27 protein-coding genes are annotated in these 26,119 nt (G+C 68.5%); 12 read left to right on the top strand and 15 right to left on the bottom strand.

Translation table 11 applies throughout. From position 1 onward, the window contains the following. Positions 1-254: 254 nt before the first annotated feature. Both HWX09_RS23955 and HWX09_RS23950 read left to right on the top strand, forming a co-directional pair. Positions 255-707, top strand: coding sequence for a hypothetical protein (locus HWX09_RS23955; protein ID WP_027782314.1), 453 nt, complete (start codon positions 255-257; stop codon positions 705-707). Between the two features lie 109 nt (positions 708-816). Beyond that, positions 817-2,835 carry an LssY C-terminal domain-containing protein gene (locus tag HWX09_RS23950; protein ID WP_027782315.1) on the top strand — a complete coding sequence of 673 codons (2,019 nt, stop codon included), beginning with the start codon at positions 817-819 and terminating at the stop codon, positions 2,833-2,835. Between the two features lie 24 nt (positions 2,836-2,859). Here the strand turns inward: HWX09_RS23950 and HWX09_RS23945 are convergent, their stop codons facing one another. After that, the gene (locus HWX09_RS23945) at positions 2,860-3,189 is read right to left on the bottom strand and encodes a transcriptional regulator (RefSeq protein WP_027782316.1); all 330 of its coding nucleotides are present in this window, start codon (positions 3,187-3,189) and stop codon (positions 2,860-2,862) included. After that, positions 3,186-3,518: a type II toxin-antitoxin system RelE/ParE family toxin gene (locus tag HWX09_RS23940; protein WP_027782317.1), complete on the bottom strand. Its 333-nt coding sequence runs from the start codon at positions 3,516-3,518 to the stop codon at positions 3,186-3,188. The genes HWX09_RS23945 and HWX09_RS23940 overlap by 4 nt, the downstream gene beginning before the upstream one ends. Before the next feature lie 393 nt (positions 3,519-3,911). Here HWX09_RS23940 and HWX09_RS23935 point away from each other — a divergent pair, with 393 nt between their 5' ends. Then, entirely contained in the window at positions 3,912-4,421 is a 510-nt protein-coding gene (locus HWX09_RS23935) for an N-acetyltransferase (RefSeq protein WP_027782318.1), read from the top strand. Between the two features lie 16 nt (positions 4,422-4,437). Here HWX09_RS23935 and HWX09_RS23930 read toward each other — a convergent pair whose 3' ends face one another. Together HWX09_RS23930 and HWX09_RS33895 are read right to left on the bottom strand one after the other, a co-directional pair. Then, the gene (locus HWX09_RS23930) at positions 4,438-5,391 is read right to left on the bottom strand and encodes a leucyl aminopeptidase (aminopeptidase T) (RefSeq protein WP_027782319.1); all 954 of its coding nucleotides are present in this window, start codon (positions 5,389-5,391) and stop codon (positions 4,438-4,440) included. Between the two features lie 58 nt (positions 5,392-5,449). Then, positions 5,450-5,572: a hypothetical protein gene (locus HWX09_RS33895; RefSeq protein WP_006479692.1), complete on the bottom strand. Its 123-nt coding sequence runs from the start codon at positions 5,570-5,572 to the stop codon at positions 5,450-5,452. 473 nt (positions 5,573-6,045) lie between these two features. On the opposite strand from HWX09_RS33895, the gene HWX09_RS23925 reads away from it, so the two are divergent. Then, positions 6,046-7,296, top strand: a complete 1,251-nt coding sequence (locus HWX09_RS23925) for a YbfB/YjiJ family MFS transporter (protein ID WP_027782320.1) — start codon at positions 6,046-6,048, stop codon at positions 7,294-7,296. Between the two features lie 11 nt (positions 7,297-7,307). On the opposite strand, the gene hpaC is transcribed toward HWX09_RS23925, so the two are convergent. After that, positions 7,308-7,853 (bottom strand): 4-hydroxyphenylacetate 3-monooxygenase, reductase component, encoded by a 546-nt coding sequence (gene hpaC / locus HWX09_RS23920; protein WP_027782321.1) that lies wholly within the window; start codon positions 7,851-7,853, stop codon positions 7,308-7,310. A gap of 355 nt (positions 7,854-8,208) precedes the next feature. Between hpaC and HWX09_RS23915 the strand changes: the two genes are divergently transcribed. Next, positions 8,209-8,841, top strand: coding sequence for a response regulator (locus HWX09_RS23915; RefSeq protein WP_027782322.1), 633 nt, complete (start codon positions 8,209-8,211; stop codon positions 8,839-8,841). Positions 8,842-8,853: 12 nt separating this feature from the next. On the opposite strand, the gene HWX09_RS23910 is transcribed toward HWX09_RS23915, so the two are convergent. The 5 genes from HWX09_RS23910 to HWX09_RS23890 all read right to left on the bottom strand — a co-directional run bounded on the left by HWX09_RS23910 (position 8,854) and on the right by HWX09_RS23890 (position 13,016). Continuing rightward, positions 8,854-9,597, bottom strand: coding sequence for an SDR family NAD(P)-dependent oxidoreductase (locus HWX09_RS23910; RefSeq protein WP_027782323.1), 744 nt, complete (start codon positions 9,595-9,597; stop codon positions 8,854-8,856). Positions 9,598-9,656: 59 nt separating this feature from the next. Further along, entirely contained in the window at positions 9,657-10,781 is a 1,125-nt protein-coding gene (locus HWX09_RS23905; protein WP_027782324.1) for an amidase, read from the bottom strand. Between the two features lie 31 nt (positions 10,782-10,812). Next, a complete protein-coding gene (locus tag HWX09_RS23900) occupies positions 10,813-11,334 on the bottom strand; it encodes a nuclear transport factor 2 family protein (protein WP_027782325.1) in 522 nt (173 codons plus the stop codon). Between the two features lie 8 nt (positions 11,335-11,342). Beyond that, positions 11,343-11,720, bottom strand: a complete 378-nt coding sequence (locus HWX09_RS23895; RefSeq protein ID WP_006490490.1) for a hypothetical protein — start codon at positions 11,718-11,720, stop codon at positions 11,343-11,345. Between the two features lie 102 nt (positions 11,721-11,822). After that, positions 11,823-13,016, bottom strand: a complete 1,194-nt coding sequence (locus HWX09_RS23890) for an acyl-CoA dehydrogenase family protein (RefSeq protein WP_027782326.1) — start codon at positions 13,014-13,016, stop codon at positions 11,823-11,825. A 158-nt stretch (positions 13,017-13,174) separates the two neighbouring features. Between HWX09_RS23890 and HWX09_RS23885 the strand changes: the two genes are divergently transcribed. Beyond that, complete coding sequence (locus HWX09_RS23885; protein WP_027782327.1) at positions 13,175-14,728, top strand: PAS domain-containing sensor histidine kinase; 1,554 nt, start codon at positions 13,175-13,177, stop codon at positions 14,726-14,728. A 44-nt stretch (positions 14,729-14,772) separates the two neighbouring features. Here HWX09_RS23885 and HWX09_RS23880 read toward each other — a convergent pair whose 3' ends face one another. The 3 genes from HWX09_RS23880 to HWX09_RS23870 all read right to left on the bottom strand — a co-directional run bounded on the left by HWX09_RS23880 (position 14,773) and on the right by HWX09_RS23870 (position 17,008). Beyond that, a complete protein-coding gene (locus HWX09_RS23880) occupies positions 14,773-15,159 on the bottom strand; it encodes a tautomerase family protein (protein ID WP_027782328.1) in 387 nt (128 codons plus the stop codon). A 65-nt stretch (positions 15,160-15,224) separates the two neighbouring features. Next, positions 15,225-15,728, bottom strand: a complete 504-nt coding sequence (locus tag HWX09_RS23875; RefSeq protein WP_027782329.1) for an aromatic-ring-hydroxylating dioxygenase subunit beta — start codon at positions 15,726-15,728, stop codon at positions 15,225-15,227. Next, the gene (locus tag HWX09_RS23870) at positions 15,725-17,008 is read right to left on the bottom strand and encodes an aromatic ring-hydroxylating dioxygenase subunit alpha (protein WP_027782330.1); all 1,284 of its coding nucleotides are present in this window, start codon (positions 17,006-17,008) and stop codon (positions 15,725-15,727) included. Before HWX09_RS23870 ends, HWX09_RS23875 begins: the two co-directional genes overlap by 4 nt. A 324-nt stretch (positions 17,009-17,332) precedes the next feature. Here HWX09_RS23870 and HWX09_RS23865 point away from each other — a divergent pair, with 324 nt between their 5' ends. From HWX09_RS23865 to HWX09_RS23840, 6 genes are all read left to right on the top strand, one after another. Beyond that, positions 17,333-18,667, top strand: coding sequence for an MFS transporter (locus HWX09_RS23865; RefSeq protein ID WP_027782331.1), 1,335 nt, complete (start codon positions 17,333-17,335; stop codon positions 18,665-18,667). A gap of 49 nt (positions 18,668-18,716) precedes the next feature. After that, a complete protein-coding gene (locus HWX09_RS23860; RefSeq protein WP_027782332.1) occupies positions 18,717-19,913 on the top strand; it encodes an acyl-CoA dehydrogenase family protein in 1,197 nt (398 codons plus the stop codon). A gap of 38 nt (positions 19,914-19,951) precedes the next feature. Further along, positions 19,952-20,479: a flavin reductase gene (locus tag HWX09_RS23855; protein ID WP_027782333.1), complete on the top strand. Its 528-nt coding sequence runs from the start codon at positions 19,952-19,954 to the stop codon at positions 20,477-20,479. Between the two features lie 3 nt (positions 20,480-20,482). Next, entirely contained in the window at positions 20,483-21,187 is a 705-nt protein-coding gene (locus tag HWX09_RS23850; protein WP_027782334.1) for a hypothetical protein, read from the top strand. Positions 21,188-21,256: 69 nt separating this feature from the next. Beyond that, positions 21,257-22,177, top strand: coding sequence for a LysR family transcriptional regulator (locus tag HWX09_RS23845; protein WP_027782335.1), 921 nt, complete (start codon positions 21,257-21,259; stop codon positions 22,175-22,177). An 88-nt stretch (positions 22,178-22,265) separates the two neighbouring features. Then, positions 22,266-23,186: a LysR family transcriptional regulator gene (locus tag HWX09_RS23840; RefSeq protein WP_027782336.1), complete on the top strand. Its 921-nt coding sequence runs from the start codon at positions 22,266-22,268 to the stop codon at positions 23,184-23,186. A 28-nt stretch (positions 23,187-23,214) separates the two neighbouring features. Here the strand turns inward: HWX09_RS23840 and HWX09_RS23835 are convergent, their stop codons facing one another. Next, positions 23,215-24,207 carry a PDR/VanB family oxidoreductase gene (locus HWX09_RS23835; RefSeq protein ID WP_027782337.1) on the bottom strand — a complete coding sequence of 331 codons (993 nt, stop codon included), beginning with the start codon at positions 24,205-24,207 and terminating at the stop codon, positions 23,215-23,217. A gap of 158 nt (positions 24,208-24,365) precedes the next feature. Next, positions 24,366-25,763, bottom strand: coding sequence for an MFS transporter (locus HWX09_RS23830; protein ID WP_027782338.1), 1,398 nt, complete (start codon positions 25,761-25,763; stop codon positions 24,366-24,368). Positions 25,764-26,119 lie beyond the last annotated feature (356 nt).

The raw sequence follows: 26,119 nt of genomic DNA, 5'->3' as shown, positions 1-26,119 counted from the left end.
AATATATGCCTCCGAACCCGAAAACGGTACGCGTTCGCGAAATTTTCGGGATGGCTGGTCGCGGAATGTGCACTGAAACGAAATAATTCCCTGGAATGCGTACCGTGCGCGGGTCATGCGAATCAGGGTATTCCCGGGTGACCGTGGCAGCCGCCGCGGGCCCGCGCGGCATCGTCGGAGTCACCCCGCGAACCGGTCCGATTCGGGACTAAACTGGTGCCCGATGCGACCTGAGCGAACCGAGGAGCCCTGCAATGATCGACCTGGCCGATATCCTGCAGTCCGCGCTGCCCGCCGCCGTCGCCTGGGCCGAAGCGGAGGCGCCGCGTGGGCTCGCGCAGGGCGCGCCGCTCACGCTGGCCCAAGCCGACGACGCACGCACGGTGGGCGTCGCGCAACCGGAGCGGATCCGCGTGGTGGCGGTCGACCGCATGCCGTTTCCCGACACGCCGACGCTTGCCGCGATCGCCCGCGACACGGGGCTGCTGTCGCCCGGCACGATCGGCCTCACGCTCGGGCACGCGGTGTACGTGCTGCGCGGGCAGGACACGCGCCGCCTGCTGACGCACGAATTCCGGCATGTGCATCAATACGAAGCCGCCGGCTCGATCGGCGCGTTTCTTGCGCGCTATCTGCACGAGGTTGCCACGGTCGGCTACCACGACGCGCCGCTCGAGGCCGACGCACGGCAACACGAGTTCGATTGATCCCTGACCCCCGACACCGGCGCGAGCGTGCGCATGTCGCGATGAACGTATCCAATTCCCCCGCCGGCTCGTTGTTCGTGCACCGGGCCGCACCGTTCGGGCGTATGCGATGAGCGACACGATCCACGCATGGATCGGCGCGATCGGCGCGCATCCGCTGCTCGTGCTGGCGATCGTGTTCGCGGCCGCCTGTGCCGAGGCGATCGCGCTGATCGGCACGATCGTGCCGGCCGGCGCCGTGATGTTCGCGGCCGGTGCGTTGATCGGCGCGGGCGCGCTCGACGCATGGGCGACGATCGGCGTCGCGGCCGTCGGCGCGGTGATTGGCGACGGGATCAGCTACGAAGTCGGGCGACGTTATCGCGGGATGATCCGCAACGCATGGACGCGCTTCGGCTATGGAAGCGCCTACGCGCGCGGCGAGGAATTCGTGCTGCGTCACGGCATGAAGAGCATCGTGCTCGCGCGCTTTCTCGCGCCGGTGCGTGCGGTCGTGCCGGTCGTCGTCGGCTGCGCGACGCTGCCGCGCCGGTCGTTCTATCCGGTCAACGTGATCTCGGCGCTCGTATGGGCGCCTGTCCACGTCGCGCCCGGCATCCTGTTCGGCGCGTCGGCCGCGCTGGCCGCGGCGATCAGCGTGCGGGTCGCCGCGATCCTGCTGGTCGTGGCCGCGCTGGTCGCGCTCGTGTGGATCGGCGTGCGCGTCGCGCTGCGGCGCGGCTGGCCGTTGTTGTGCCGCGCGCTCGCCGAAACCGTGCATGCATGCGCGCGCCGCTGGCCGCGGTTCGGTGCGCGGCTGCACGACGGGATCGCGTACCTGCGCGGGTTGCCGGGCGCGGTGCCCGTGCTCGCGCTGTTGTTCATCGGCTGCGTGTGGCTGTTCGCGGGGATCGTGCAGGACGTCGTCGCGAACGATCCGCTGATGCATGCGGACATCGCGCTGTATGCGTTCCTGCAGAACCTGCGCACGCCGCCCGTCGACGCCGCGATGAGCGCGCTCGCCGTGCTGCACGGACACGACACGGGCCTGATCGTCGCGGCCGCGTTTCTCGTCTGGCTGCTGATCCATCGCTGCTGGCTGACGGCTGCATGGTGGCTCGCGACGGTCGGCGTCGCCGTCGTGCTGGTGCCGGTGTTCGGCGCGGGCGTGTCCGGCGCGACGCCCGCGAGCCTGCCGCCCGGCGCGCCGCACGTGCCGCTGCCCGATGCCGATGCCGCCTTCGCGATCCTCGCGAGCAGCGGCCTCGGCTGGGTGCTCACGCGCGACCGGCCCGCGCTGTGGCGCATTCCGGTCGTGACGGCGGTCGTGCTGTGGATCGTGCTCGGCGGTTTTGCGCGGCTGTACGTCGGCGATACCTGGTTGTCGGGGCTGCTGGGCGGATGGAGCCTCGGGCTCGCGTGGTTCGCATTGCTCGCCGGCGCCTATGCGTACTGGCATGTGCGTGAGCATGTGCAGTCGAGAGGCGCGCTCGTCGCGGTCGTCGTCGTGCTCGCGACGGCCGGCGTATGGACGGTTCCCGCGCAATGGCAGCTCGATCGCGCGGCGCGTCCGCACGTCGGCGATGTGGTCGCGATGACCGTCGACCAGTGGCTGCGCGGCGGGTGGCAGCGCGTGCCGACGCGGCGCACCGAGATCGGCGGCGACCGCGAGGAATATCTGCCGCTGCAATGGAGCGCGACGTCGGACACGCTCGTCCGTCATCTCGCGCAGGCCGGCTGGCAACGCGCGACACCGTGGTCGCCGGCCACCGCGCTGCGCTGGCTGCTGCCGCAGGCGCCCGTCGACACGCTGCCCGTGCTGCCGCGCTACACGCATGGCGAAAGTACGCGGCGCGTGTTCGTCCGCGTCGATCCGGCCCACCCGGAAAGCCGCTTCGTGCTGCGGTTGTGGCGTTATCCGTACGTGTTGCAGGATGCGCTCGGCACGCGGCCACTGTGGTACGGCGCGCTGTATCGCGAAACGCTGCGCCGGCCGGCGCGGCTGATGACGATCGTGCACACGACGACGATCGACGATGCGGCGGCGATTGCGCATGCGTTGGCGGTCGAGCCGACGATCGCGCATCCGCCGGCGGGGACGACGGCCGCGCCGGAGGCGATGCTGCTGGTTTGGATGGTCACGCCGTGAGGGGGCAGGCGGGACGTGCGCCCTTTACGCGTGCGATGGCTGTGCGGGAACGACGGACAGGCGCAGGCCGACCGTCTTGAGCACCGCGAGCAGGGTTTTCAGCGTCGGATTGCCGTTCGGGGACAGCGTGCGATACAGCGATTCGCGGCTGATGCCGGCTTCGGCCGCGACGGCGCCGAGCCCACCGTAGGCTTCCGCGACCGTGCGCAGCGCGAGCAGGCCGGCCGCGCGGTTGTCCGGATCGTCGAGCGATTCCATCGCGAGGCGCAGATAGGCGACCGCGAGTTCGCGGTCGGCACCGAGTTCGGCGACTTCCGCGTCGTGGTGCGATACCGCGCCTTTGAGCTTGTTCACATTTGCCTCCGTTTCCAGTTCGACCAGTGTTCCTTGGCGCGCCTGATGTCGTCGGACTGACTGGCCTTGTCGCCGCCCGACAGCAGCAGCACCAAGGCGCCCCCGTGCCGGCCGAAGTACACGCGGTAGCCGGCGCCGACATGGACGCGCAGTTCGATCACACCTTCGCCGACCGGCTCGCAATCGCCGAAATTGCCGGTCTGCACGCGGCGCAGGCGCTCGCGGATTCGTGCCTGCGCGAGCTTGTCACGCACGGCGTTCAGCCATTCGGTGAAAGGCTCGCGACCATCGTCGCGTTGATAGCGAAGCAGTTCGAACTTGGAGAGCATTGTAACTTATAAGCTACAAAAAAGTAAATGGAACGGGGGCGGTTCGCGTCGCAATGGATTTGCGGCCGCCGCGCATGCGGCGTCTTCATGGCTCGGGATGTCAGGGCGTGAAGCCGGCTTCCCGGACGACGATCATTCTTTCATCCGGTATGGCGCATGACGATTCGGCCGAACGGCCGGTATCGATGGCGTGTTGGCGGGGGACGCGCCCGGGGGCACTGCCCGGCTTCAGCGATCCATCCAGTTTCTCGCAGGCGTTCAAACGCCGGTACGACACGCCGCGGGGCGCGTATCGCAGCGCAGCACGGCAAGAAGGCGACCCGCGATGAATCGCGGTACGATCGCTCGTCTGCCTGTCTTGCCTGCCTACATCACCGTCACGAGAGCCCCCGCATGATCACCATCCGCCCGATGACCGAGGACGATTTCGCGCGCTTCTGGCCGACCTACCGCGCCATCGTCGCTGCTCAGGAAACCTACGCATTCGATCCCGAACCGACGCCGGAAGCGGCACGCGCGTTGTGGCTCGACGCGCCGCTCTGCACGTGGATCGCCGAGGAGGACGGCGTGGTGCTCGGCTCGTATTACCTGAAAGCGAACGCGGGCGGGCCCGGCAAGCACGTGAGCAACTGCGGCTACATGGTGAGCGAGGCCGCGCGCGGACGCGGCGTCGCGCGCCTGATGTGCGAGCACTCGCAGCAGGTGGCGCGCGAGCGAGGCTTCCTCGCGATGCAGTTCAATTCGGTGGTCGCGACGAACGAGATCGCGGTCGCGCTGTGGCAGAAGCTGGGATTCGAAATCGTCGGCCGGTTGCCGCGCGCATACCGTCACGCGCGGCTCGGCTTCGTCGACTGCTTCGTGATGTTCAAGTGGCTCGGCGACGCGGCGGCCGCCGAAGCCTGAGCAACCCGCCGCCGCGTCAGACGGCGAACGCGCCGTCGAACACGATCCGCTCGTCGAGCGCGAGCGTGCCGCGCGCGAAGATCAGGTCGAGATGGTGGCTGCCGTTTTCGCCGCCGCCAAGCCCCAGATGCAGGCCCGGATGGCGTTCCTCGAACCCCGCGTTGCGGCCGTACAGGCCGCGAATGCCGAGGTTCGTGCCGATGCCGAATTCCTCTATTCGCCGGTGATTCGCGTGCCGGTCGAGATAGGTCGAGAAATCACGCCGGAAGCCCGCATCGTCGGTGTCGAAATCGACGATCGTGCTGCGTTCGACATGCAGCGTCGCGAGCCGCTCGGCCACCTTGTATTTGATCGCGAACGGCACGGTGCCGAGAAACGTGCCACTGAACACGACCGAGCCGTTGAGGTCGGTCACGTGCGTCGCGATCTCGCCGGGCACGACGTCGAGGTTGCCCATGCCGTCCACGCTCGTCCATTTCTGGTCCGGCGCGAGCGAGCCCGTCAGCGCGTTGCCGGCTTCGTCGATGAAGCGGATCTGCGACGCGCGTGCGGCGGCCTCGATCAGCCGGCCGTTGCGTGCGGCGATGTCGTCGAGCGATTCGGCGAACGCCTCGTCGAGATGCGGGCCGTAATCCTTGAATAAAACCGACTTGCTCCAGTGCTCGACGATCGCGGGGCGGATGGCGGCGAGGAACGGCGGCCCGCTCGGCGACGGCGTCGGCAGGCACGACGAGTCGTACAGCAGCACGAACAGGTCGGCGTCGCCGAGCGCGGCGGCAATGTCGGCGGGCGGGGTGCTTTCGAGGCAGAGGGTGGTCGCGGCGAGCGAATCGGGCAGGGCGGAAAAGGCGCGCAACGCGATGTCGCGGTTGCGGGTGTCATAGCCGACCAGCAGTTTTCCCGATTCGCCGCGTGCCAGCTTGTCGCGCAGCGCCGGGTGAAAGCCGAGCGCGCGGTGGAGGTTCAGCATGCGTATCTCCGGAAGCGGCGGAAGGGCCGCGGCCCTTCCGCGAGAACGGGTGGCCCGCTCAGACCGGCCAGAGCGCCGTGCCGAACGGCACCACGGCGTCTTCGACCATCATGTCGACGGCCTCGGGGTGTGTGTCTTCCTGCATCCAGTCAAGCAATTCGATTTGCTGGGTTTCCTGCATGTCAATTCTCCTGTGATGAACATGAGTGATTCAACATGAAAGTTCGGCAAAAAAATCATGCCGCTTCTCGTTCGGCATTTTGTGAATACCGGACAAGTGGCGTCGATATTAGTCTGACGAATTTGCGAATGCAATGCGTTGCAAGGTTTTTAGCGGAAGCGTGCTAAACACGGGCTTCTCGCAGGCGAATGCCGGAAATGGTCGATAAATCGAATAACGGGACGGACCGGATTTTTCAATAATCGGGATTCAGGCCGATTAAACGATTCCGGCGACTTTTTTGAATTGGACATGTAATTGACGGGATTATTTCGGATCGCGTGATTCACGAAAGGCGATGGCGGCCGCCCAATGCGCGCCGGCCCCCGTGCGGCGGTGCGCACGGTTTTCTGGCACCATCTGACGATCCTGCGCGGTGGCTGCGGCCGTATGCGCGGCCACCCTGGTGGCATGACAACGATGGAGACACCCCGATGCGCGCAGTGCCGCAACCGGAGCGTGCCGACCGCTCGCGGCCGGACGCCGGCGCGACCGATCCCGGTCGCATGGCCGCGTGGCGGCTCGCGATCTGCCTGTCGCTCGGCAGCGCGATCGCGCTCGGCCTCGCACGCTTTTCGTATGCGCTGCTGCTGCCGCCGATGAAGGCCGATCTCGGCTGGACCTTCGCGCAGGCCGGCGCGCTGAACACGGCGAACGCGGCCGGCTACCTGATCGGCGCCCTCGCATTCCCGCTGTTGTCGCGGCGCTGGCGCGCAGGCACGCTGCTCGCGGCCGGCTGTGTGCTGACCGCCGTGCTGATGGCCGCGGGCGGGTTCACGGCGGACATGCACGCGTTGCTGGCGCAGCGGTTGGCGACGGGTGTCGGCAGCGCGTTGATCTTCATCAGCGGCGGCGTGCTGGCCGCGCGGCTCGCGTCCGCATCGCCGCGCGATGCGGGGCTGCTGCTCGGTCTTTACTACGGCGGCACCGGATGGGGCATCGTCGCGTCGTCGCTGCTCGTGCCGGCCACGCTCGTGCCGCGCGTGCACGGCTGGCAGCCGGCGTGGCTCGCGCTTGCAGCGGCGTGCGTGCTGTTCTCGGCGGCGGCCGTGTCGGCCGCGCGTCGCATCGAGCGCGTGCATGCGGCGCCGGTCGCACAGGCCGGCGGCGCGAGCCCGGCGGCGACTGCGAGCCCGGCTCGCTTCGCACTCGCGCTGGCCGGCTACGGCCTGTTCGGCGTCGGCTATATCGGCTACATGACGTTCATCGTCGCGCTGCTGCGCGGTGCGGGGATGAGCGGCACGGTGGTCGCCGCGTTCTACGTGATGCTCGGGATCGCGACCGTGGTGTCGGCGCGGCTGTGGTCGGGGCTGCTCGACCGGATGCGCGGCGGTCAGGCGCTCGCCGTGCTCAACGCGCTGCTCGGCGTCGCGACGCTGATGCCCGCGCTGTTCGTGCATCCGGCCGCCGCATTCGCATCGGGTCTGCTGTTCGGCGCGACGTTCCTGTCGGCGGTCGCGTCGACGACGGCCTTCGTGCGGCACAACCTGCCGCCGAACGGCTGGGCGAAGGGCATCAGCGCATTCACGACGGTCTTCGCGTTCGGGCAGATCGCGGGGCCGGTCGCGATCGGCTGGGTGTCGGACAGTGCGGGGCTCGCGCGCGGGCTCGTGTATTCCGCGCTGACGCTGTTCGCGGGCGCTGCATTCGCGGCCGGGCAGCGCGCGCTGCGCACGTCCGCGTAGTCAAGGGCCCGTCACCGCACACATGCGGTACGCGCCACGCGATGAAACGCGCGGCTGAAGTAGATGAGGCTGTCGCCGTCGTCGCGCACGCGAATCGACGTCGCCTCGATGAACATCACCGAATGCGAGCCGACTTCCTTCATCTCCGCGATCGTGCCCTGCAGGCTCGCGAGCGCATCGCGCAGCACCGGCACGTCCTGTTCGCCGCGATCCCACACGGGCAACTGGAAACGCTGCTCCATCGGCAGGTCGGTGAGTCCCGCGAAGTGTCGCGCGAGCAGCTCGTGCTCGGCCGGCAGCACGTTGATGCACACCTGACGGTTGCGCTCGAAGGTCGCGTGCATCGCGCTCGACCGGTTCAGGCACACGAGCAGCGTCGGCGGCGCATCGGTGACGGAGCACACGGCGCTCGCGGTGATCCCGCAGCGGCCGTGCGGCCCGGCGGTGGTGATCACGTTGACGGCCGCGCCGAGGTGGGCCATCGCCTGGCGGAAGGCCTTCTGCGCGTCGGTCGGTTCGACGCGCGCCGGTCGCTGGATATCGGTCGTGGAAGACATGGGCGCTCCTGATTGGACGAAAACGGCGAACGGTGCAGCGCGGCGAGCGCAGCGCCGGATCGCCGACGATGACCCAAGCGTACGTCGCGAAAATGCGGCCGACCATTCGCACGATTGACGATCGGGATGGCGTTCCTGCCAACGCGTCTAAAGGTTCTACCTAGATGCGCGTCGCCGCGCGCGAAAAAAACCGGGATTGCGCGTTCGTGCGGCACGTGAAGGGGTGTTCAGCGGGTTTTCGGCTCGTTATGATGTGCCGCACATCCCCAAGCGAACGACGCACGCAACAAGCCGGCAATCGGCTTCACGCGCGGCGCGTGCGATACCGATACCGATATTCAGCGAGACACCCGCGATGACGTCACCCGCACCGATCGTATACATCGTCGACGACGACAGCGGCATGCGGACGTCGCTCGCGTGGTTGCTCGAATCGGTCGGCATCGCGTCCGAGGGATTCGCGAACGCCGCCGGCTTTCTCGCACGCTTCGACGTGAACCTGCCCGCCTGCCTCGTGCTCGACGTGCGCATGCCGGAGAAAAGCGGCTTCGACGTGCAGGCCGAATTGAATGCGCGCGGCGCGACGCTGCCGGTGATCTTCGTCAGCGGGCACGGCGACATTCCGATGTCGGTGCGCGCGCTGCAGAACGGCGCGATCGATTTCGTCGAGAAGCCGTACAACTCGCAGCAGATGCTCGAACGCGTGCAGCGTGCGCTGCGGCTCGCGCAGCAGCGGCACGCGGTGAGCCAGCGCCACCGCGTGCTGCGCCAGCGGCTCGATGCGCTGACCGCGCGCGAGAAGGAAGTGCTGCGCGGTGTCGTGGACGGCAAGGGCAGCAAGCAGATCGCGTCGGATCTGTCGATCAGCGTGAAGACCGTCGACGTGCATCGCGCGAGCATCAAGGAGAAGCTCGGCGCGACGTCGATCGCCGCGCTGGTGCGCGACGTGATGGTGGTGTGGGGCGACGACGGGGAGTCGTCGCGCTAAGGCTCGGCGCGTTCAGCGCATGTACAGCCCGCCGTTGATGTCCCAGCATGCGCCGTTCGCGAAATGCGCGTCGCCCGACGCGAGCAGCACGGCGGCATCCGCGACGAAACCGGCCGACCCGAGCTTGCCGCCCGGCAGGCTCGCGAGCACCTGACGCAGTTTGTCGGGCGCGACGCTTTCGTACACGATCGGCAGATCGAGCGGCCCCGGCGAGATCGCGTTGACGGTGACGCCCTGCGCGGCGAGATCGCGCGCGAATACCTTGGTCAATGTCAGCGTGCCGCCTTTCGCGGCCGCATAGTGCGCGCCCGTCGCCGAGCCGCCGTTCTGCCCGGCGAGCGACGCGATGTTGACGATGCGGCCCGCGCCGCGCTGCGCGAAGTACTGGCCGAACACCTGGCAGCCGAACAGCACGCTGCGCAGGTTCACGTCGATCACCTGGTCGAACTGCTCGGCCGTGATGTCCATCGCCGGCACGACCTTCGATGCGCCCGCGTTGTTGACGAGCACGTCGATCATGCCCCAGCGCGCGACGAGCGCATCGCGCGCCGCTTCGAAATCGCGTTTCGACGTGACGTCGAGCGGCAACGCGATCGCGCGCTCGCCGCTCGGGTCGAGTTCGCCCGCATGCGCGTGAATGGCGTCGGCGGCGATGTCGGCCAGCGCGACGCGATAGCCGGCCGCGTGGAAGCGTTCGGCGATGACGGCGCCGAGCCCGCGTGCGGCGCCGGTGACGAGGACGACTCGGTCTGACATGGTGTGGAGTTCCGTGGTTCGCGGGCGCACGCCGGTGAAAGCGGCGCCCGCATCGTGGTTCATGCGGCCAGTGCCGCTTCGAAGTGTGCCGCGATCGCGCAGACCCGTTCGTCCGCGCCCTTGCGCCCGACGATCTGCAAGCCGGCCTTCAGCGGCGAACCGGCGAGCGGCAGCGGAAGGCTGAGCGCCGGATGGCCGCTGAGGTTGAACGGCCGGATCAGCGACGACATCGCGATGACCGATACGCCGTCGCGCGCCTGCTGCAGCGTGATCGGCAACGCGGGCAGCGTCGGCAGCACCAGCACGTCCGCGTGTTCGAGCGCGGCATCGACCTGCGCGGTGAAGCGTGCGCGCACGGCTTCGGCTTCCGCGAGCGCGGCCGGTGTCGTCGTCGCGGCCGTGCGCAGTCGCGCGTCGAGATCGGCGCCGAGCCGGCCCGTTTCGATCAGATGGCCGAACGCGCGCGAGGTTTCCGCGTTGATCACGGTGAGCCCCGCCGCGAACGCGGCCGGCATTGCATCGAGCACGATCGTGTGCGAACGCAGGCCCGACGCGCGAACGGCCGCGTCGAGCGCGGCGGCGATCGCCGGATCGGCTTCGACGGCGAGTTGCGCGACCGTGCAGCCGGCTGCGCTAGCGGCCGCTTGCGCACGGTCGAAGTCGGGCGCGATCGCGGCCATCGCCGCGACGAGCGTGCGGATCTCGCGGGCGAACGGCCCGACGCAATCGAGCGTCGTGTCGACGGGCGCGACGCCGCGCCGCGACACGCGGCCGAACGTCGGTTTCAGGCCGGCCACGCCGCAGCATGCGGCCGGCCCGCGAATCGAGCCGCCGGTATCGGTGCCGAGCGCCGCGTCGACGGCGCCGAGCCCGACGAGCGACGCGGAGCCGCTCGACGAGCCGCCCGGAATGCGCGTGGCGTCCTGCGGATTGACTGGCGTGCCCGTGTAGTCGTTGATGCCGGTCATGCCGAACGCGAGCTCGTGCATGTTCGCCTTGCCGGCGATCTGCCAGCCGGCGTCGAGCAGCAGGCGGACCACATCCGCGTGTCGGATAGCCGGCGGCGCATCGGCGAGCGCGCGGCTGGCCGCGCGGGTCGGATGGCCCGCGATGTCGATCGTGTCCTTGATCGCGATCGTCGGGCCGGGGCCGCCGAGCGTGAAGGTGTCGATGAAGCCTGTCATGGTCGGTATCGTGCGAAAGCAGCGGGAAACATCAGGACCGTGGCGCGGCGGCGAGCGGCCACGGGCCGTCGAGCACGCGTTCGGTGCGGAAATGGCGGATCAGCCACGCGCAGCCGTTGGCGGCCGGCGCGAAATCGACGGTCAGCCGCGCGGCGATCAGTTCGGCCGAACCGTCCGCGTAGCGCGACGCCTGCAGCATGATCCAGCGGCCGCGCGCGCTTGCATGGCCGGCGCCGATCTCGATCGACTCCGACGTCAGGAAGTGCAGGTTCGCCGAGAAATGCGGATCGGGCGGCAGATAGCGGCCGAGCATCGCGACGATCGCGGCGGTGCCTTCGAGGCGGCCGAACTTCCGGGCGTATTGCGGGCCGATGCCTTCCCACACGGCGTCGGCGGTGAACAGATCGGCCAGCGACGGGCCGGCGCCGGCCCCTTCGGGTACGTCGCACAGCGCCATGTAGCGCGTGAGCGTCGCACGCACCGCGCGCTCGGCGTCGAGCGCCGCGACGCGCTGCGCGAGCGCATCGATCGCAGCAGGTGACAGATCGGTCATCGCGCGCCTCACGCCGCAGGCTTCGCGGCCGGCGGCACGGTCAGCGCGCGGCCCACGCGTGCCTCGATCTTGCCGTAGCGCCACAGGTTGTATTCGCCGACGGGCGTCGTGCGGTACAGGTTGCACACGGCGACCGTCGTGTCGAAATCGGCGACGTCGGCCATGATGTAGAAGGTCCACGGCGCGCCGTCAGCCTGGCCGACCACGAGACGGTCGTCGTCCATCACGCCGAGCACGCGCACGCCGGGCATCGCTTCGACGGCCGCGAGCATCGCGCCGTACGCCTGCCACACTTCGCCGATCTGCTCGCGCGGCAGGTCGAAGAAATTCTGCGACACGCCGCAGCAGAACAGGACGCGCAGCGGCAGCGGATTCGAATCGGACATATCGGGTTCTCCAGAGGAATCGGTCGGGCGCATGAGCGGGCCGGCGACGGTGCGTCGGATCCGGCTTCATGCGCGTTCGTCAAAAGCGTCGGGCGATGCAGGTTACAGATAGCCGGGAAACGGCGCGACGCCGGTGAAGACCGCACCGGCGCCGTCGAAGTTGCCTTCGGCGAGAAACGCGTGCTGCGTGACGACCATCGCATCGCGCAGCAGCCGCTGCAGCGGATGCGTGCGATAGATCGCCGCCGTGCCGCCGAGCCGGTACGCGCGCTCGACGACGCTCGCGCCTTCGCGGGCGATCTGCGTGGCCGCGAGCCGCAGCAGGCTCACCTGGTCAGGCGTCACCGGATTGCCCGCGAGGATCGATTGCCAGACCGAGTCGGTCGCATCGTAGAAGAACGCGCGCGCCGAGCGCAGTTGCGCCTCGGCCTTCGCGAGCTCGATACGGAAATACGCGCGATCGGCGAGACGCGGCGCGCCGGTCGTCGTCTGGCGGCCGCCGGACATGCGGTTCACGACGTCGAGCGCCGCGCGTGCGAGGCCGAGATTGACGACGGCCAGCACCTGCGCCGCGTACGCGACGGTCGGGTAGCGGTACAGCGGCTCGTCGACGGTCGGCTCGCCGCCGCGTACGAAGGTCCACGCCTCGGGCACGAAGCGGTCGTTCACGCGCAGGTCGTGGCTGCCGGTGCCCTGCATGCCGACCACGCTCCAGTTCTCGACGATCTCGACGTCGGCGGCGCGGAACACCGCCGTGCGCGGCTTGTTCGGTGCGGCGTCCTGCGCGCCCGGCACGGCGATGCCGACGCCGAGCCAGTCGGCGCCCTTGCAGCCGCTCGCGAATTTCCATGTGCCGTTCACGCGCCAGCCGCCCGGTGCGGCGAGCGCGGGCTGCACCGGGAACAGGCCGCCCGCGAACACCTGATCGGGGCCGCTCGCGTACAGCTCGGCCTGGATCTCGAGCGGCAGTGCAGCGAGGTAGACGTTCGCGGAGCCGAAGCTCGCGACCCACGCGGCCGAGCCGTCGGCGGTCGCGATCCGTTCGATCATGTCGAGGAACGCGGTCGGTGCGAGCGCGTCGCCGCCGAAGCGGCGCGGCGTGCCCGCGCGATAGATGCCGGCCTGCTTGAACAGGGCGACGACGTCGCGCGGCACGTGCGACAGCCGGTCGAATTCCTCGCGGCGCGCGGCGACGGTTTCGATCACCGCGTCGAGCGGCGACAACTGCCCGGCCGCGGGACTTGCCGCTGGCGGCGAGGTCGGCGCGGATTCGATGGCGAGGGCGGCTTGCGGCATGAAAGTCTCCTGGGGATGGGGCGATGTCGGTGTCGGTTGCAGGGGCAAGACGATGCAAAGACGATGCAATCAGTCTAGAAACGCCGAAAACACGCGGCAATTGGTGCGTTGGGCCGCGCGACTGGTGACGCTCCGTGCCGGCCTAAAGAAATCTTCAGATGCGATCGGCGCGCGCCGGTGCTATGTTGGGTTTCCGGCCGCGCGATGCCGCGCGCCTTCCTTCGAATCCGATCATGAGTTTTCCCGACGAAGACGATTTCCACCGGCTGCTCGACGCGCTGACCACTTGCGTGCTGCTGCACGACGCGCGCACCAGGGCGATCGTGTGGGCGAATCGCGCCGCGTGCATCGCGCTCGGCTTTTCCGTCGAGGAACTGCTGCCGCTGAAGGCGCCGGACATGACGCGCCCCGAGCCGAAGTACCGCCGCGAAATCGCGGTCAGTGCTTGGGATCGTGCGCTCGTGGATGGGCCGCAGGTGTACGAATGGTGCTATCGATCGCGTACGGGCGTCGACATGCTGTCCGAGGCCACCGCGACCTACGTGCCGCTGCGCGGGCGCGACGTCGTGATGGTGCAGTTCCGCGACATCAGCGCGGAAGAGGCGGTTCGCCAGCAGTTGCGCCGCTACGAGGCGCGGCTGCGCGAGTTCATGCAGGATCTCGACGAAGGCATCGCGGTCGTGACGCCGCACGGCGGTGTGCAGTTCATCAGCGAGTCGGGCCGCCGCCTGCTCGGGCTCGCGCCCGACGATCCGCCCGGCGAGGTGCTCGACTACTGCTGCGCGGCAGATCGCGACCGGCTCGTCGCGCAGTTGCGCGATGCACCGTCGGCGCACCCGTCCGCGCCGCAGCGCTACCGGATCGTGCGGCGCGACGGCTCGGCATGCTGGCTGCGCATCCTGTGCCGGCAGGTCGAGATCGAGGACGATCTCGACGGGCTGCTCGTGCAGTTCCGCGACGTGAGCGACGAAGTCGCGATCGAGGACGCGCGGCGCGCCGAGGCGCGGATGCTCGAATACGCGGGCCGCTACAACGCGATGGGCGAGATGGCGACCGTGATCGCGCACGAACTGAGCCAGCCGCTCGCGGCCGTGCGCAATTTCATCGAAGGCGCGGTGCGGCGGCTGAACGGCAACGGCGCCGTCGACGACGCGATCTGGGGGCTGCGCAGCGCGGACCGGCAGGCCGAACATGCGGCACTGATCATCAAGAGCGTGCGCGAATTCATCGTGAAGCGCGAGCCGGCCGTGGCGCGGGCCGACCTGCGCGACATCCTCGCGGACGTCGCGTACTTCATCGAGCTGCGCGCGAAGGAGGCCGGCGTGACGGTCGCGATCGTGCAGGCCGATGCGCCGCTGCCGATCCGCTGCGAGCGCGTGCTGATCGGGCAGGTGATCCTGAATCTCGCGTTCAATGCGATCGAGGCGTTCGCCAGCTGCGAGCGCATGCCGCGCACGCTGACGCTCGGCACCGCGAACGTGGCCGGCCATGCGGAGTTGCGGGCGATCGACGATGGACCGGGCATCGAAGCCGGTGCGCACGAGCAGCTGTTCGACGGCTTCTCGTCGTCTAAGGTGGGCGGCAACGGGATCGGATTGTCGCTGTGCAAGAGCATCGTCACGCGCCACGGCGGGCGAATTGCCGCGAGCCCGGCCGCGGGCGGCGGGCTCGACTGCCGCGTGACGCTGCCGCTCGCCGACGCACCCGCCTAGCGGCTGCGTCGCATCACGGCGGGGCGGCGATGCGCGGCGCATGGTCAGCGCCCCAGCGCCCGCGCGGTCCGGCCGCCGATGCCGAAGTCCGTGTTCGGAATGTCCTTGATGATCACGCGCGTCGCGTGCAGCGGCGCGTCGAGCACGTTCGCGCCTGCGTCGGACAGCGCGGCGATCAGCGCGCGTTTCTGTTCGTCGGTGCGCCCGGCGATCAGGATCGCGACGATCACCGGCAGCGATGGCGGCGCGCCGTCCGCGGCGCTGCGACCGCCGAGGCCGATATGCGTCGCGGGCAGTTCGGTGAGCAGCACGCGCACCGATTCGACCGGTGCGCCGATCGCGTCGACGGTCGCACCGGTCAGCCTGGCGATCAGCTCGGCCTTGCGCGCGTCGTCATGACCGGCCGGCAGGAAAACTTCGAGTGTGGGCATGAGGGTCCGGAAAGGTGAAGGTGACCGGTTCACCTTTGCACGTGCAGCGGTGAACCGGTCACGGCTTACAGCAGGAAGCCGATCGCGCTGAGCGCTTCGGTCGAGTCGATCAGGCGCACGACTTTCTCGGCAATCCGTATCTCGCTGTCGGCATCGACATGCAGCTTGTGCGTGACGTCGGCCGCGAACAGCGTCGCGACGCCGCGCTTGTATGCGACGACGACCTGAGCCGATTTCAGCTCGACGGTGTCGGCGCCGCTGCTTTCCAGCGTGAAGCGCGACACGGTGCGCACCGTGCGCGCCGCGTCGACGGCCGACGCCGAATAGCCGGACACCATCCGCTGCACGCGCTTCTCGCGCATGTCCCGGTCGTCGAACACGTAGTTCAGCGTCGCCGCGAAATCGGTCGTGTCGGGATCGATCGGCACCACGTAGTGCCCGGCCGGATCCCACAGGTCGAGCCACGCGCGGTAGTCGCGGCGGTCGAGCATCTCGGCTTCGCGCCACACGAATTCGACCGCGCGGGCGAAGGTCTGCTCGGAAAAGAGAGCGTTGCGGTCGTCCATCATTGCTGCTCCATCATGTTGTGCCATTGCCGGTAGGCCTCGCGCATGCCGGTTTCGTCGGTCGCGTGCGCGGTCTTTTCGCCGTTCGCGGCGGTCGTCTCGCGGTTCAGCCCGCGATTCACGAGGATCGGCACGTCGGGGCCCGCGTGCGCGCCGCGCTGCACGCGTTCCCAGGCTTCCGCGTCGTCAGGGCTGCCGAAGCCGAACGGGCCCTGGAAGTGTTCATGGATGCGAAGCCGCTCGCGGTTCGCTTCGTCCGGGCCGCCGTCCATTGCGAGCGCGACGTGGCGGATCTCGGTTTCGTTCGCGGAGATCGGCCGCAGCACGCGGAAGAACGCCATCGACAGCGCGAGGTTCGGGAACAGGTTCAGATTGAAGCCGACGCCCATCAGCGAGCGCACGATGCGGCGCACTTCGTCCGGCGAATGGCGCTCGGCGAGCTTCGCGGCGAGCGGTGCGAAGCGCTCGGGCAGCGGCGCGCCGTCGTCCTCGTCGAGATCGATCAGCTCGGGCATCAGCACCGCGAGGCTGTGGCCGTTGCCGAGCGCGCGGCAAAACGCGTCCTCGCTCGTCATGAAGCTCGTGATCGCGGCGGCCGTCTCGTCGTCGATCGACTTCATCCACGACTTGTGCACGACCGGGAAGTGGTAGAGGTCGGTGGTGTTCTCGAGCTGGATCTTCCAGTTGCCCTTGAACTTGAACTTGTGCTCGCCGTTCGCCTTGATCGGGTAGCCGGCGCCCTGTTTCATGAACAGGTCGATCCACGGCTTCGCGCCGCCGAGGAATTCCTCGAGCGGCTCGATCGCATCGTCGAAGCTCGCGAAAATCAGCCCCTGATACACGCCGACGCGCAGCTTCACGAGCGGCAGATCGCCTTTCTCGCACACGCCTTCGTAGCCGTCGCCGTACGGCAGCGCGCGCAGCGTGCCGTCGAGCGCGTACGACCAGCTGTGATACGGACACGTGAAGCCCTTCGCGTTGCCCTTGTGCGCTTCGCACACGGTCGCGCCGCGATGGCGGCAGCGGTTCTGCAGCACGTTGATCTCGCCGGTCTTGTCGCGCACGACGATCACCGGCTGGCGGCCGATCGTCGTCGTGATGAAGTCGCCCGGGTTCGGCAGTTCGCTCTCGTGCGCGACCCAGATCCAGGTGCGGTAGAAGATGCGGTCGAGCTCGGCTTCGAACAGCGCGGGATCGTGATACATCGCGGGCGCGATGCGGTCGGGCTGCGCGAGACCATGCAACGCGCGGGTGTCGATCGTCTGGTAGGGAATGTCGCTCATCGTCGTCGTGGGGAAAGAGTCGCGAGGAAGTGCAAGGCCCGGTCGGGCGGACCTCGTGCGGATAGCGGAACCAGTTTCGCCGTCGCGATTACATCCGTCAAATTGATCTAAAAAAGGCGATCAAATAAGCGGTATGGATAATTAGACGGGCGACTCGCGGCGTGGCGTGCGCATGAATGCGATTCATGAGCGCCATTTTTGGCGGGAATTTGACCGCATCCGGCTGCGCTCTTATCGTGGTTCGGACGCAGTGAACGGATTCGATCGCGGACCTGCCGCCCGACACCGGACAGGCAGGACAACTGAACTTATTCCCGGCTCCCCATGAACTCACCAGCGCCCCTGTCAGCGGTTACGTTGCCCGTTTCCCGCGGCACCAGCTCGGTCCGACGTGCGGTCACGACCGCCGTGCTCGGGCAGGCACTCGAATGGTACGACTTCTTCCTGTACGGGACGGCCGCCGCGCTGCTGTTCGGCAAGCTGTTCTTTCCGGTCGGCAGCGATCCGCTGACCGGCACGATCGCCGCGTTCGGCGGCTTCACGGTCGGCTTCGTCGCGCGTCCGATCGGCGGCCTGCTGTGCGGGCACATCGGCGATCGCTACGGCCGCAAGACCGTGATGATGCTGACCATGTTGACGATGGGCGCGGCGACCGTCGGGATGGGGCTGTTGCCGACCTATCGCGAGATCGGCGTCGCCGCGCCCGTTGCGCTCGTGCTGCTGCGCGTGCTGCAGGGGCTCGCCGCCGGCGGCGAATGGAGCGGCAGCATCCTGCTGATCCACGAGAACGCACCGGCCGACCGGCGAGGCGCGCTGGCCGCGTGGAGCCCGTGCGGCGCGGCGTTCGGCTTCGTGCTGTCGACCGCCGCGTTCCTGCTCGTGCAGCAGTTGCCGGCGGCCGACATCGAGCGCTGGGGCTGGCGCATCCCGTTCCTCGCGAGCATCGTGCTGGTCGGCTTCGGCCTGTGGATGCGCCGCTCGATCGGCGAAAGCGCTGCGTTCGCCGAAGCGCGCTCGACGCAGCAGGCCAGCGCGACGCCGCTCGTCGACGTGCTGCGCGAATGCCCGCGCGAAGTGCTGACCGTGTTCGGGCTGCGCTTCGGCGAAGGCGCGGTGTCCTACCTGTTCTTCGCGTTCTCGCTCGCATACGGCAAGTTCATCGGCCTCGACGCATCGTGGCTGCTGAGCGGGCTCGTGATCTCGATGCTGCTGATGATTCCGGTGACGCTGCTCGCGGGCCGCCTGACAGACCGGATCGGCCGCAAGCCCGTCTATCTGCTCGGCGCCGTGGCCGTCGTGCTGGTCGCGTATCCGTATTTCACGCTGCTGCAGTCGCACACGTTCTCGCACGTGATCGTCGCGCTGATCCTCGCCAACAGCGTCGCGATCGGCATCCTCGAAGGTGCGCAGCCGGCGTTCATCAGCGAGCTGCTGCCCGTGCACCTGCGCTTCTCGGGGCTCGGCATCGGCCGCGAGATCGCGTCGGTGCTCGGCGGCGGACTGTCACCGGTGATCGCGACCGCGCTGCTCGCGCACTACCGCAGCGCGACGCCGATCGTCATCTATCTCGTGATCCTCGGCGCGATCACGGTCGTCGCGACCTGCCTCGCGCCGGAAACCCATCCGAAGGCGATGCGCGATGCGGCCCGATCGCGCTGAGCGTCGCACCGTCCTTGCTTCGGACCCTTCGTCCTTTCAGGAAGTCATCATGCAAGCCAACTCCGCCATCCGCGCCGTCGTGTCCGGCGACGCGCCCGTTCCGCCGCAACCGGTCGACCGTTCGCCGCTGCCGCTCGATGCAGTGATCGCCGAGGTCGAGCGCAGGCGCGACGAATTCGACCGGCTGTCGCACGTGCCGCGCGACGTGATCGCGATGATGAAGCGCGCGGGCATCTTCCGCGCCGGCACACCGGCGCGCTTCGGCGGCGACGCGCTGCCGCCGCACGTGTTCCTCGCGATGCTTGAACGGATCGCGATCGCCGACGGGTCGGCGGCGTGGGTCGCGGCGTTCGGCTCGGCCAATACCTATCTCGCCGCGCTGCCGCTCGACACGCAGCGCACGATCTACGCGGACGGCCCCGACCAGGTGTTCGCGGGCGGGCTTTATCCGCTGCAACCGGCGCGGCGCGTGCCGGGCGGCTACCGCGTGACGGGCCGCTGGCGCTTCGCGAGCGGCTGCAAGGGCGCGGACTGGATCGGCGTCGGCATCGGCGGTGCGCCGGGCGACGGCGGCGCGCCGGGCAAGCCGTTCACGGCCGTGTTTCGGGCCGCCGACGTCGAGATCGTCGAGAACTGGCGCGTGGTCGGCATGCAGGGCACCGGCAGTCACGATCTAGCGCTGGACGACCGGTTCGTCGCCGACGCATGGACCTTCGTGCGCGGCGGCGAGCCTAACGTCGACGAGCCGTTGTACCACTATCCGGCCGTTGCATACCAGGCCCAGGTGCATGCGGCCGTGAACGTCGGCATCGCGCGGGCCGCGCTCGACCTGCTTACCGCGATGTCGGGCGCGACGAAGACGACCACCGGCGCGCCTCGCCTCGCCGATCGCCCGTACTACCGCGAAGGGCTCGCGAAGGCCGAGGCCGACTGGCGCAGCGCGCGCGCGTTCTTCTACGAGACGGCGGAGGCGGCGTGGGCGTCGCTGGCCGCCGGCCGGCCGGTGTCGTCGCAGCAGGCGAACCTGTTGCGGCTGAGCGCGACGCATGCCGCGCAGGTATGCGCGAAGGTCGTGATGCAGGCATACCAACTGGCCGGGACGGCCGCGATCTATCGCGAGAACCGTCTGCAGCAACTGGTGCGCGATTCGATCGTGGTCACGCAGCACGCGTTTCTCGGCGAAGCGACCTACGACGGCTCCGGCGCCGTGTTCGCCGGCATCGCACCCGTCACGCCGTATCCGTGATCGGCCGCCACACCGATTCCTCGCAGCAGGAGTATGAGATGAACGATGCAACGCTTCACGACGACGTCCGCCGGGATTTTCGCGAGGCGATGTCGCGCCTGCCGGCCGGCGTCAACGTCATTACCACCGACGGCGCGCATGGCCGCTGGGGCATCACCGCGAGCGCCGTCTGCTCGGTGACGGACACGCCGCCGACGATGCTGGTGTGCATCAACCGCGGCAGCCGCGCGCACGACATCATGCGCGGCAACGGGCGCGTCGCGATCAATCTGTTGCCCTCCGCGTGCCAGGAAGTCGCGACGACGTTCGCCGGCATGACGCCGGCGCCGGGCGACGCGCGCTTCGACGACACGCGCTGGCGGGACGGCAAAACCGGCGTGCCGGTGCTGGCCGATGCGAACGTCAGCCTCGAAGGGCGCATCATCGACAGCAAGTCGGTCGGCTCGCATTCGGTGATGTTCGTCGAGGTAGACCACATCGCGCTGCATGCGGCCGCCGACGGGCTGATCTATTTCGGCCGCGCGTTCCATCGGCTCGCGCACCCGCTGGCCGCGCAGGCGGGGTGACGGATGGAAGTTTGCCTGTTCCTGATCGTCGACCATGGCGGCGACGATGATGCGGAGCGGCCGCTACCCGGCATCGACGATGCAGTGGCGGCGCTTCGTGTGGCGCCCGGGCTGAAGCGGCTGGTCGTGCATCGGCCCGTCGCGGCGGCGGCCGACCATGCGGACCCCATCGCGCGTCCGCCATCGCCCGCGTGCGTGCTGCAAGGCTATTTCCGCGAACTCGACACGCTCGAGGCGATGCTCGCGCCGACCGGTGCCGCGCATGCGTGCGCGATGCGATGGCAGGCGGCGGGGCGGCGTGTCGTGCAGCAGGCGATGGCCGTGCGCCGGGTTTCGCTGCCCGGCTCCGGCGCGGCTGCGCAAAGCTGCACCTATCTCGTCAGCTATGAGGGTGAAGCCGAGGATCCGAACGCGTGGCTGTCGCATTACCTCGATCATCATCCGCCGCTGATGGCGCAGTTGCCGGGCATCCGCGCGATCGAGATCTATACGCGCGTCGATTACCGGAGCGCGCTGCGGGTGCCGCGTGCGAAGGCGATGCAGCGCAACAAGGTCGTGTTCGACGATGCCGACGCGCTGGTGCACGCGCTGGCGTCGCCGGTCCGCATGCTGATGCGCAGGGATTTCGACGCCTTGCCGCCGTTTACCGGCGCCACGCCGCATTTCCCGATGGCCAGCGAAAGTTTTGAGATAACATCGGTCGAGTAGTCTGCGCCGCGTCGTGCGACCGCTTGCCGGTCGTGTCGACGTGCCCCCGCCGCGGCTCACGAGCGCGCCATGACCAAATCCCGTCCGGTCGTCACCGACCTCAACCTGTTGCGGGTGTTCCTCGCGATCTCGGAGTTGCGCAGCCTCACCGCGGCCGGCGAGCGGCTCGGGCTCACGCAGCCGGCCGTCAGCCATGCATTGCGGCGCTTGCGCAACCTGTTCGACGATCCGCTGTTCGTGCGCACGCCCGCCGGCATGGCGCCGACCGATGCGGCGCGCCAGTTGCACGGCCCGCTGACGCGCGCGTTCGGCATCATCGATCTCGCGGTGCAGCAGGTCGCGCATTTCGATCCGGCCACCGCCAGCCGCACGTTCCGCCTGTCGATGTCCGACATGTCGGAGTTCTATTTCCTGCCGCCATTGCTCGCGAAGCTCGCGCAAGCCGCGCCGGGCATTCGCGTCGACATCGCGAGCGCGGCGGTCGATGCGGTCGGCGCCGCGATGCGCGGCGGCGAGATCGATCTCGCGCTCGGCTATGTGCCCGACCCGGGCCCGGGGTGCGTGAGCGAGACGCTGTTCTCCGACGAGCACGTGTGCATGGTGCGGGCGGGCCATCCGCTGCGCAAGCGCGCGCCGACGCAGGAAGACCTGACCGCGCTGCGCTACGTCTACGCGAGCAGCAACGCGACCGGCCACCGGATGGTCGAGAAGTGGCTCGACGAACTGCACGTCGAGCGCACCGTCGTGCTGCGCCTGCCGCACTTCATCGTCGCGCCGGAGATCGTGCAGCACACCGACCTGGCGATCATCTTTCCGCGCAGCGTCGCCGAGCGTTTCAACCGCGGCCGCGCGTTCCGGATCTTTCCGCTGCCGTTCGTGCTGCCGCCGATCGAGATCCAGATGCACACCCATGTGCAGTTCGCGGCGGATCCGGGCATCGCGTGGCTGCGTGGCGTGATCCACGAGATGTTCCATCGGCCGCAAGCGTGACGGCAAGGCCGCACGCACGTTCGTAAAAATCCGCGTCACTGATTTAGAATGCGTTCACGCATCAATTCGACGAATAGTGGAGGCGGTCATGACGTCGGTCGATCATCTCGATCTGAACCTGTTGCGTGTGTTCCAGGCGATCGTCGAGGAACGCAGCCTGACGAAGGCCGGCGAGCGGCTCGCGCTGTCGCAGCCGGCGGTCAGCTATTCGCTCGGCCGGCTGCGCACGCTGTTCGACGATCCGCTGTTCGTGCGTACGCGTTCGGGCATGCAGCCGACGCCAGTGGCGCTCGAACTCGCGGGCATCGTCGGCAAGGCGCTCGACATGGTGCGCGTCGCGCTGCGCTACGCGGAGCGCTTCGATCCGGCCACCAGCACGCGCACGTTCCGGCTATCGCTGTCGGATGCGGGCGAGATGGCGTACCTGCCGGCGATCTGCCAGGCGCTGCGCGACCGTGCGCCGCGCGTGACGCTGAGCGTGCAGCCGCTGCCGGTGGAAGAGATCGAGGAAGCGCTGCGCGCGAGCCGGCTCGATTTCGCGATCGGCAACCTGCCGGAGCTGATGCCACGCACGCGTCATCAAGTGCTGTTCGAGGAAACCTACGTGTGCATGACCGGGCGCCGGCGCGGGCTGCCGACGACCGCCGCGCTGAATCTCGAACAATTCGTGCGCGCCGCGCACGTCAACGTGAAGTCGGTCGAGCACAGCCACCACGCGCTCGACGACGCGTTGCGCGCGCAGGGCGTGGGCCGCAACATCGCGCTCGAGGTGCCGCACTTCGTCGCGCTGCCGAGCGTACTGTCGGTCACCGATCTCTATGCGACGCTGCCGAAGCGGCTCGCGCAGATCCTGAACCGCGACAACGCATTCCGCCTGTACGACCTGCCGGTCACGCTGCCGCCTGCGCCGGTGACGATGCACTGGCACGAGCACTTTCACGAGGACGAGGGCAACGCATGGATGCGCGCGCTGCTCGCCGAGATCGTCGAGCGTTTCGACGACGCGTGACGTGGCCGGCGCGCGCCGGATGCGTCATTCAGAGATCGAGCACGAGCACGGCGGAGCGCGCGCGCGACACGCAGCAGCAGATCACCGCATTGCTCGCGCGTTCGGCCTTGCTGAGGCAGTGGTCGCGATGATCGGGCTCGCCGTCGACGACGGGCACCATGCAGGTGCCGCACACGCCTTCGCCGCATGACGTATCGACCTCGATGCCGATGCGCGCGAGCGCGTCAACGATCGACGTATCGGGCGTCACGCGTACCGATTGCCCGCTGCGTTGCAAGCGTACTTCGAAACCGTCGGCCGGGCCGGTGCCCGCGTCGACGTCTCCATTCGCATCGGCGGTTGCGGGTTCCGCCGCGAAGCGTTCGAGATGGATCGCCTCGTCGGGAACGCGTGTGGCGGCCGCGGCGACGACCGCGTCCATGAACGGCCCCGGGCCGCACGTATAGACATGTGCGTGCGCATCGATCGACGCGACGCAGCCGCCGAGTTCGGCCGCGAGCGCGTCGGGCTCGACGCCGTAGTGGAACGTCACGTGCGATGCGAACGGTTCGGCCGACAGTTCGTCGACGAAGGCGGCGTGGTCGCGGCTGCGCGCGAAGTAATGCAACCGGTAGCGCGCACCGCGTTGGTTCAGCGCATACGCCATCGACAGCAGCGGTGTGATGCCGATACCGGCCGCGACGAGCACGTGCTCGCTCGCGTCATCCGTCAGACGAAACAGGTTGCGCGGCGTGCCGATCGACAATTCGGCGCCGACGCTCACGTCGTCGTGCAGCGAACGCGAGCCGCCGCGCGACCGCGCTTCCTTCTTCACCGCGAAGAGATAGCTGCCGCGTTCGTCGGGGTTGCCGCACAGCGAGTATTGTCGCGTGATGCCGGACGGCGCGGTGACGTCGATATGGGCGCCCGGTTCGTACGCGTCGAACGGCTGGCCGTCGACGCGCGAGATCCGGAAACAGCGGATGTCCTGCGCCGCGTCGATCAACGCGTCGATCCGGACCTGGTGGCGGTTCGCTTGCATGGGAAATTCCGAGGGGTCGAGGAAAGCGGCGCGGCAGAGCCCCGCGCCGTCATGCGATCGAGAATAGGGATGGGCCTCGCATAAATCAAATCGATTAAAAAGCGATGCCGGAATCAGTGGGATGGATAATTCCAGGGCGCTCTATCGTGCTCGGCGTCTCAGCGCACGGCGACCGCGGCGCTAGCGTCGGCCGCCTGCGGCGCCGCGGCCGATGCGTGACCGCGTTCGCGATCGAGGCTGCGGCGATAGTGGCGGCAGCCGACGGCGAGCAGCAGCGCGGCCAGCGTGGCCGCCGCGACGTTGACGATCGACATCGAATGGCCGACCGCGGCCGGCGCACCGAACACGCGATCGGTGAACAGCGCGACGACGGTCGTGCCGATTCCGAGCGCGATCAGGTTCGACACGAGCAGGAACAGCGCGGAGATCTGCGCGCGCATCTGGTTCGGTGCGAGCGTCTGCATCGCGGCGGTCGACGTCGGCATCGGGAACGACGCGAAGAACATCGCGACGACCAGCATCGCGAGCGACGCCGGCAGGCTGTCGAACTGCGTGAAAAGCGTCGCGGGGATCACCATGCAGGCGGCGCCGATCGCACCGGCACGCATCGGCGCATCGCCGCGGCCGCGCCGCAGCAGCCAGTCGTTGAGCCAGCCGCCGCAGAACACACCGGCCGTGTTGGCGACCAGCAGCACGATGCCGAGCGTGTAGCCGGCTTCGACGGCCGTCATTCCGAAGCGGCGGATATAGAACGCGGGTGTCCAGCTCAGCAGGCAGTACAGCGTCATCGCGTAGAACGAGAAGCCGAGGTAGTGGCACGAGAAGGTCGGCCGGTGGGCGCCGACGAAGCGCAGCGAATCGCGCATCGACACGCGCCGCACGGCACCCGAGCGATCCTGCGCGAGTCCCTTGCGCTGGGGGTCGCGCACGGTCGCGGCGAACAGCAGCGCAACGACGATCCCCGGCAGCCCGACGATCAGGAACGTAACCTGCCACGCATGCACCTGTCCGACGACCGGCAGCGTGAATGCGCTCGCATGCTTGAGCAGCGCGATCACGTAACCGCCGATCAGGAACGCGATGCCGCCGCCGATGAACGAGCCGAGCGAATACACGGCGACCGCGCGCCCGAGCTTCTCCTTCGGGAAGTAGTCGGCGAGCATCGAATACGCGCCGGGCGACAGCGCGGCCTCGCCGACGCCGACGCCCATCCGCGCGACGAACATCTGCACGAAATGCTGGCTGAGTCCGCACGCGGCGGTTGCGACGCTCCACAGTGCGATGCCGAGCGAGATGATGCGCGGGCGCGCATAGCGGTCGGCGAGATATGCGACGGGCAGCCCCATCACCGCATAGAACAGCGAAAACGCGAAGCCGTTGAGCAGACTGAACTGCGTATCGGACAGGTGCAGGTCGCGCTTGATCGGTTCGATCATCAGCACGAGGACCTGGCGGTCGACGAACGAAAAGACGTACGCGAGCATGCAGATGACGACGACATACCATTCGTACGTATAGCGCTTGCCGTCGGCAGCGCGGGCCGTGGATGCGGACATGCGGGTTCTCCAGGAGCGGGCGGTGGAAAAGCGCGGCATCGGCCCGGCGGGCCGGGCGCCGTCGCGGCGCGAAAGCGTGCGGGTGACACGATCGGAGACGCAGCGTAGTCGGCCAAATTCGGTCGCCATAGCCGGAGTGACAGCCGCGCCACACGGACATTTACCGACCCGGATAAAGAAAACACCGAGGCCGTGCGCGCGGGCCGCCGCGCAGCGCGCGTGCGGCGGGGAGCCTGCGCTTCATGCGGCGCATCTATAAGCGTTATAGAGCGCATTGCGTCGACGTCCGAAATTGTCGTTCCTAGACTCGGCCGGTTTTTTATCGGCAGCGTTGGCCGCTCGCGGCGAACGCGCTT

Origin of the sequence: Burkholderia sp. BCC1208 (assembly GCF_902833095.1) — a bacterium.
Classification (GTDB): Bacteria; Pseudomonadota; Gammaproteobacteria; order Burkholderiales; family Burkholderiaceae; genus Burkholderia.
This window is presented reverse-complemented; position numbering and strand designations above follow the sequence as displayed.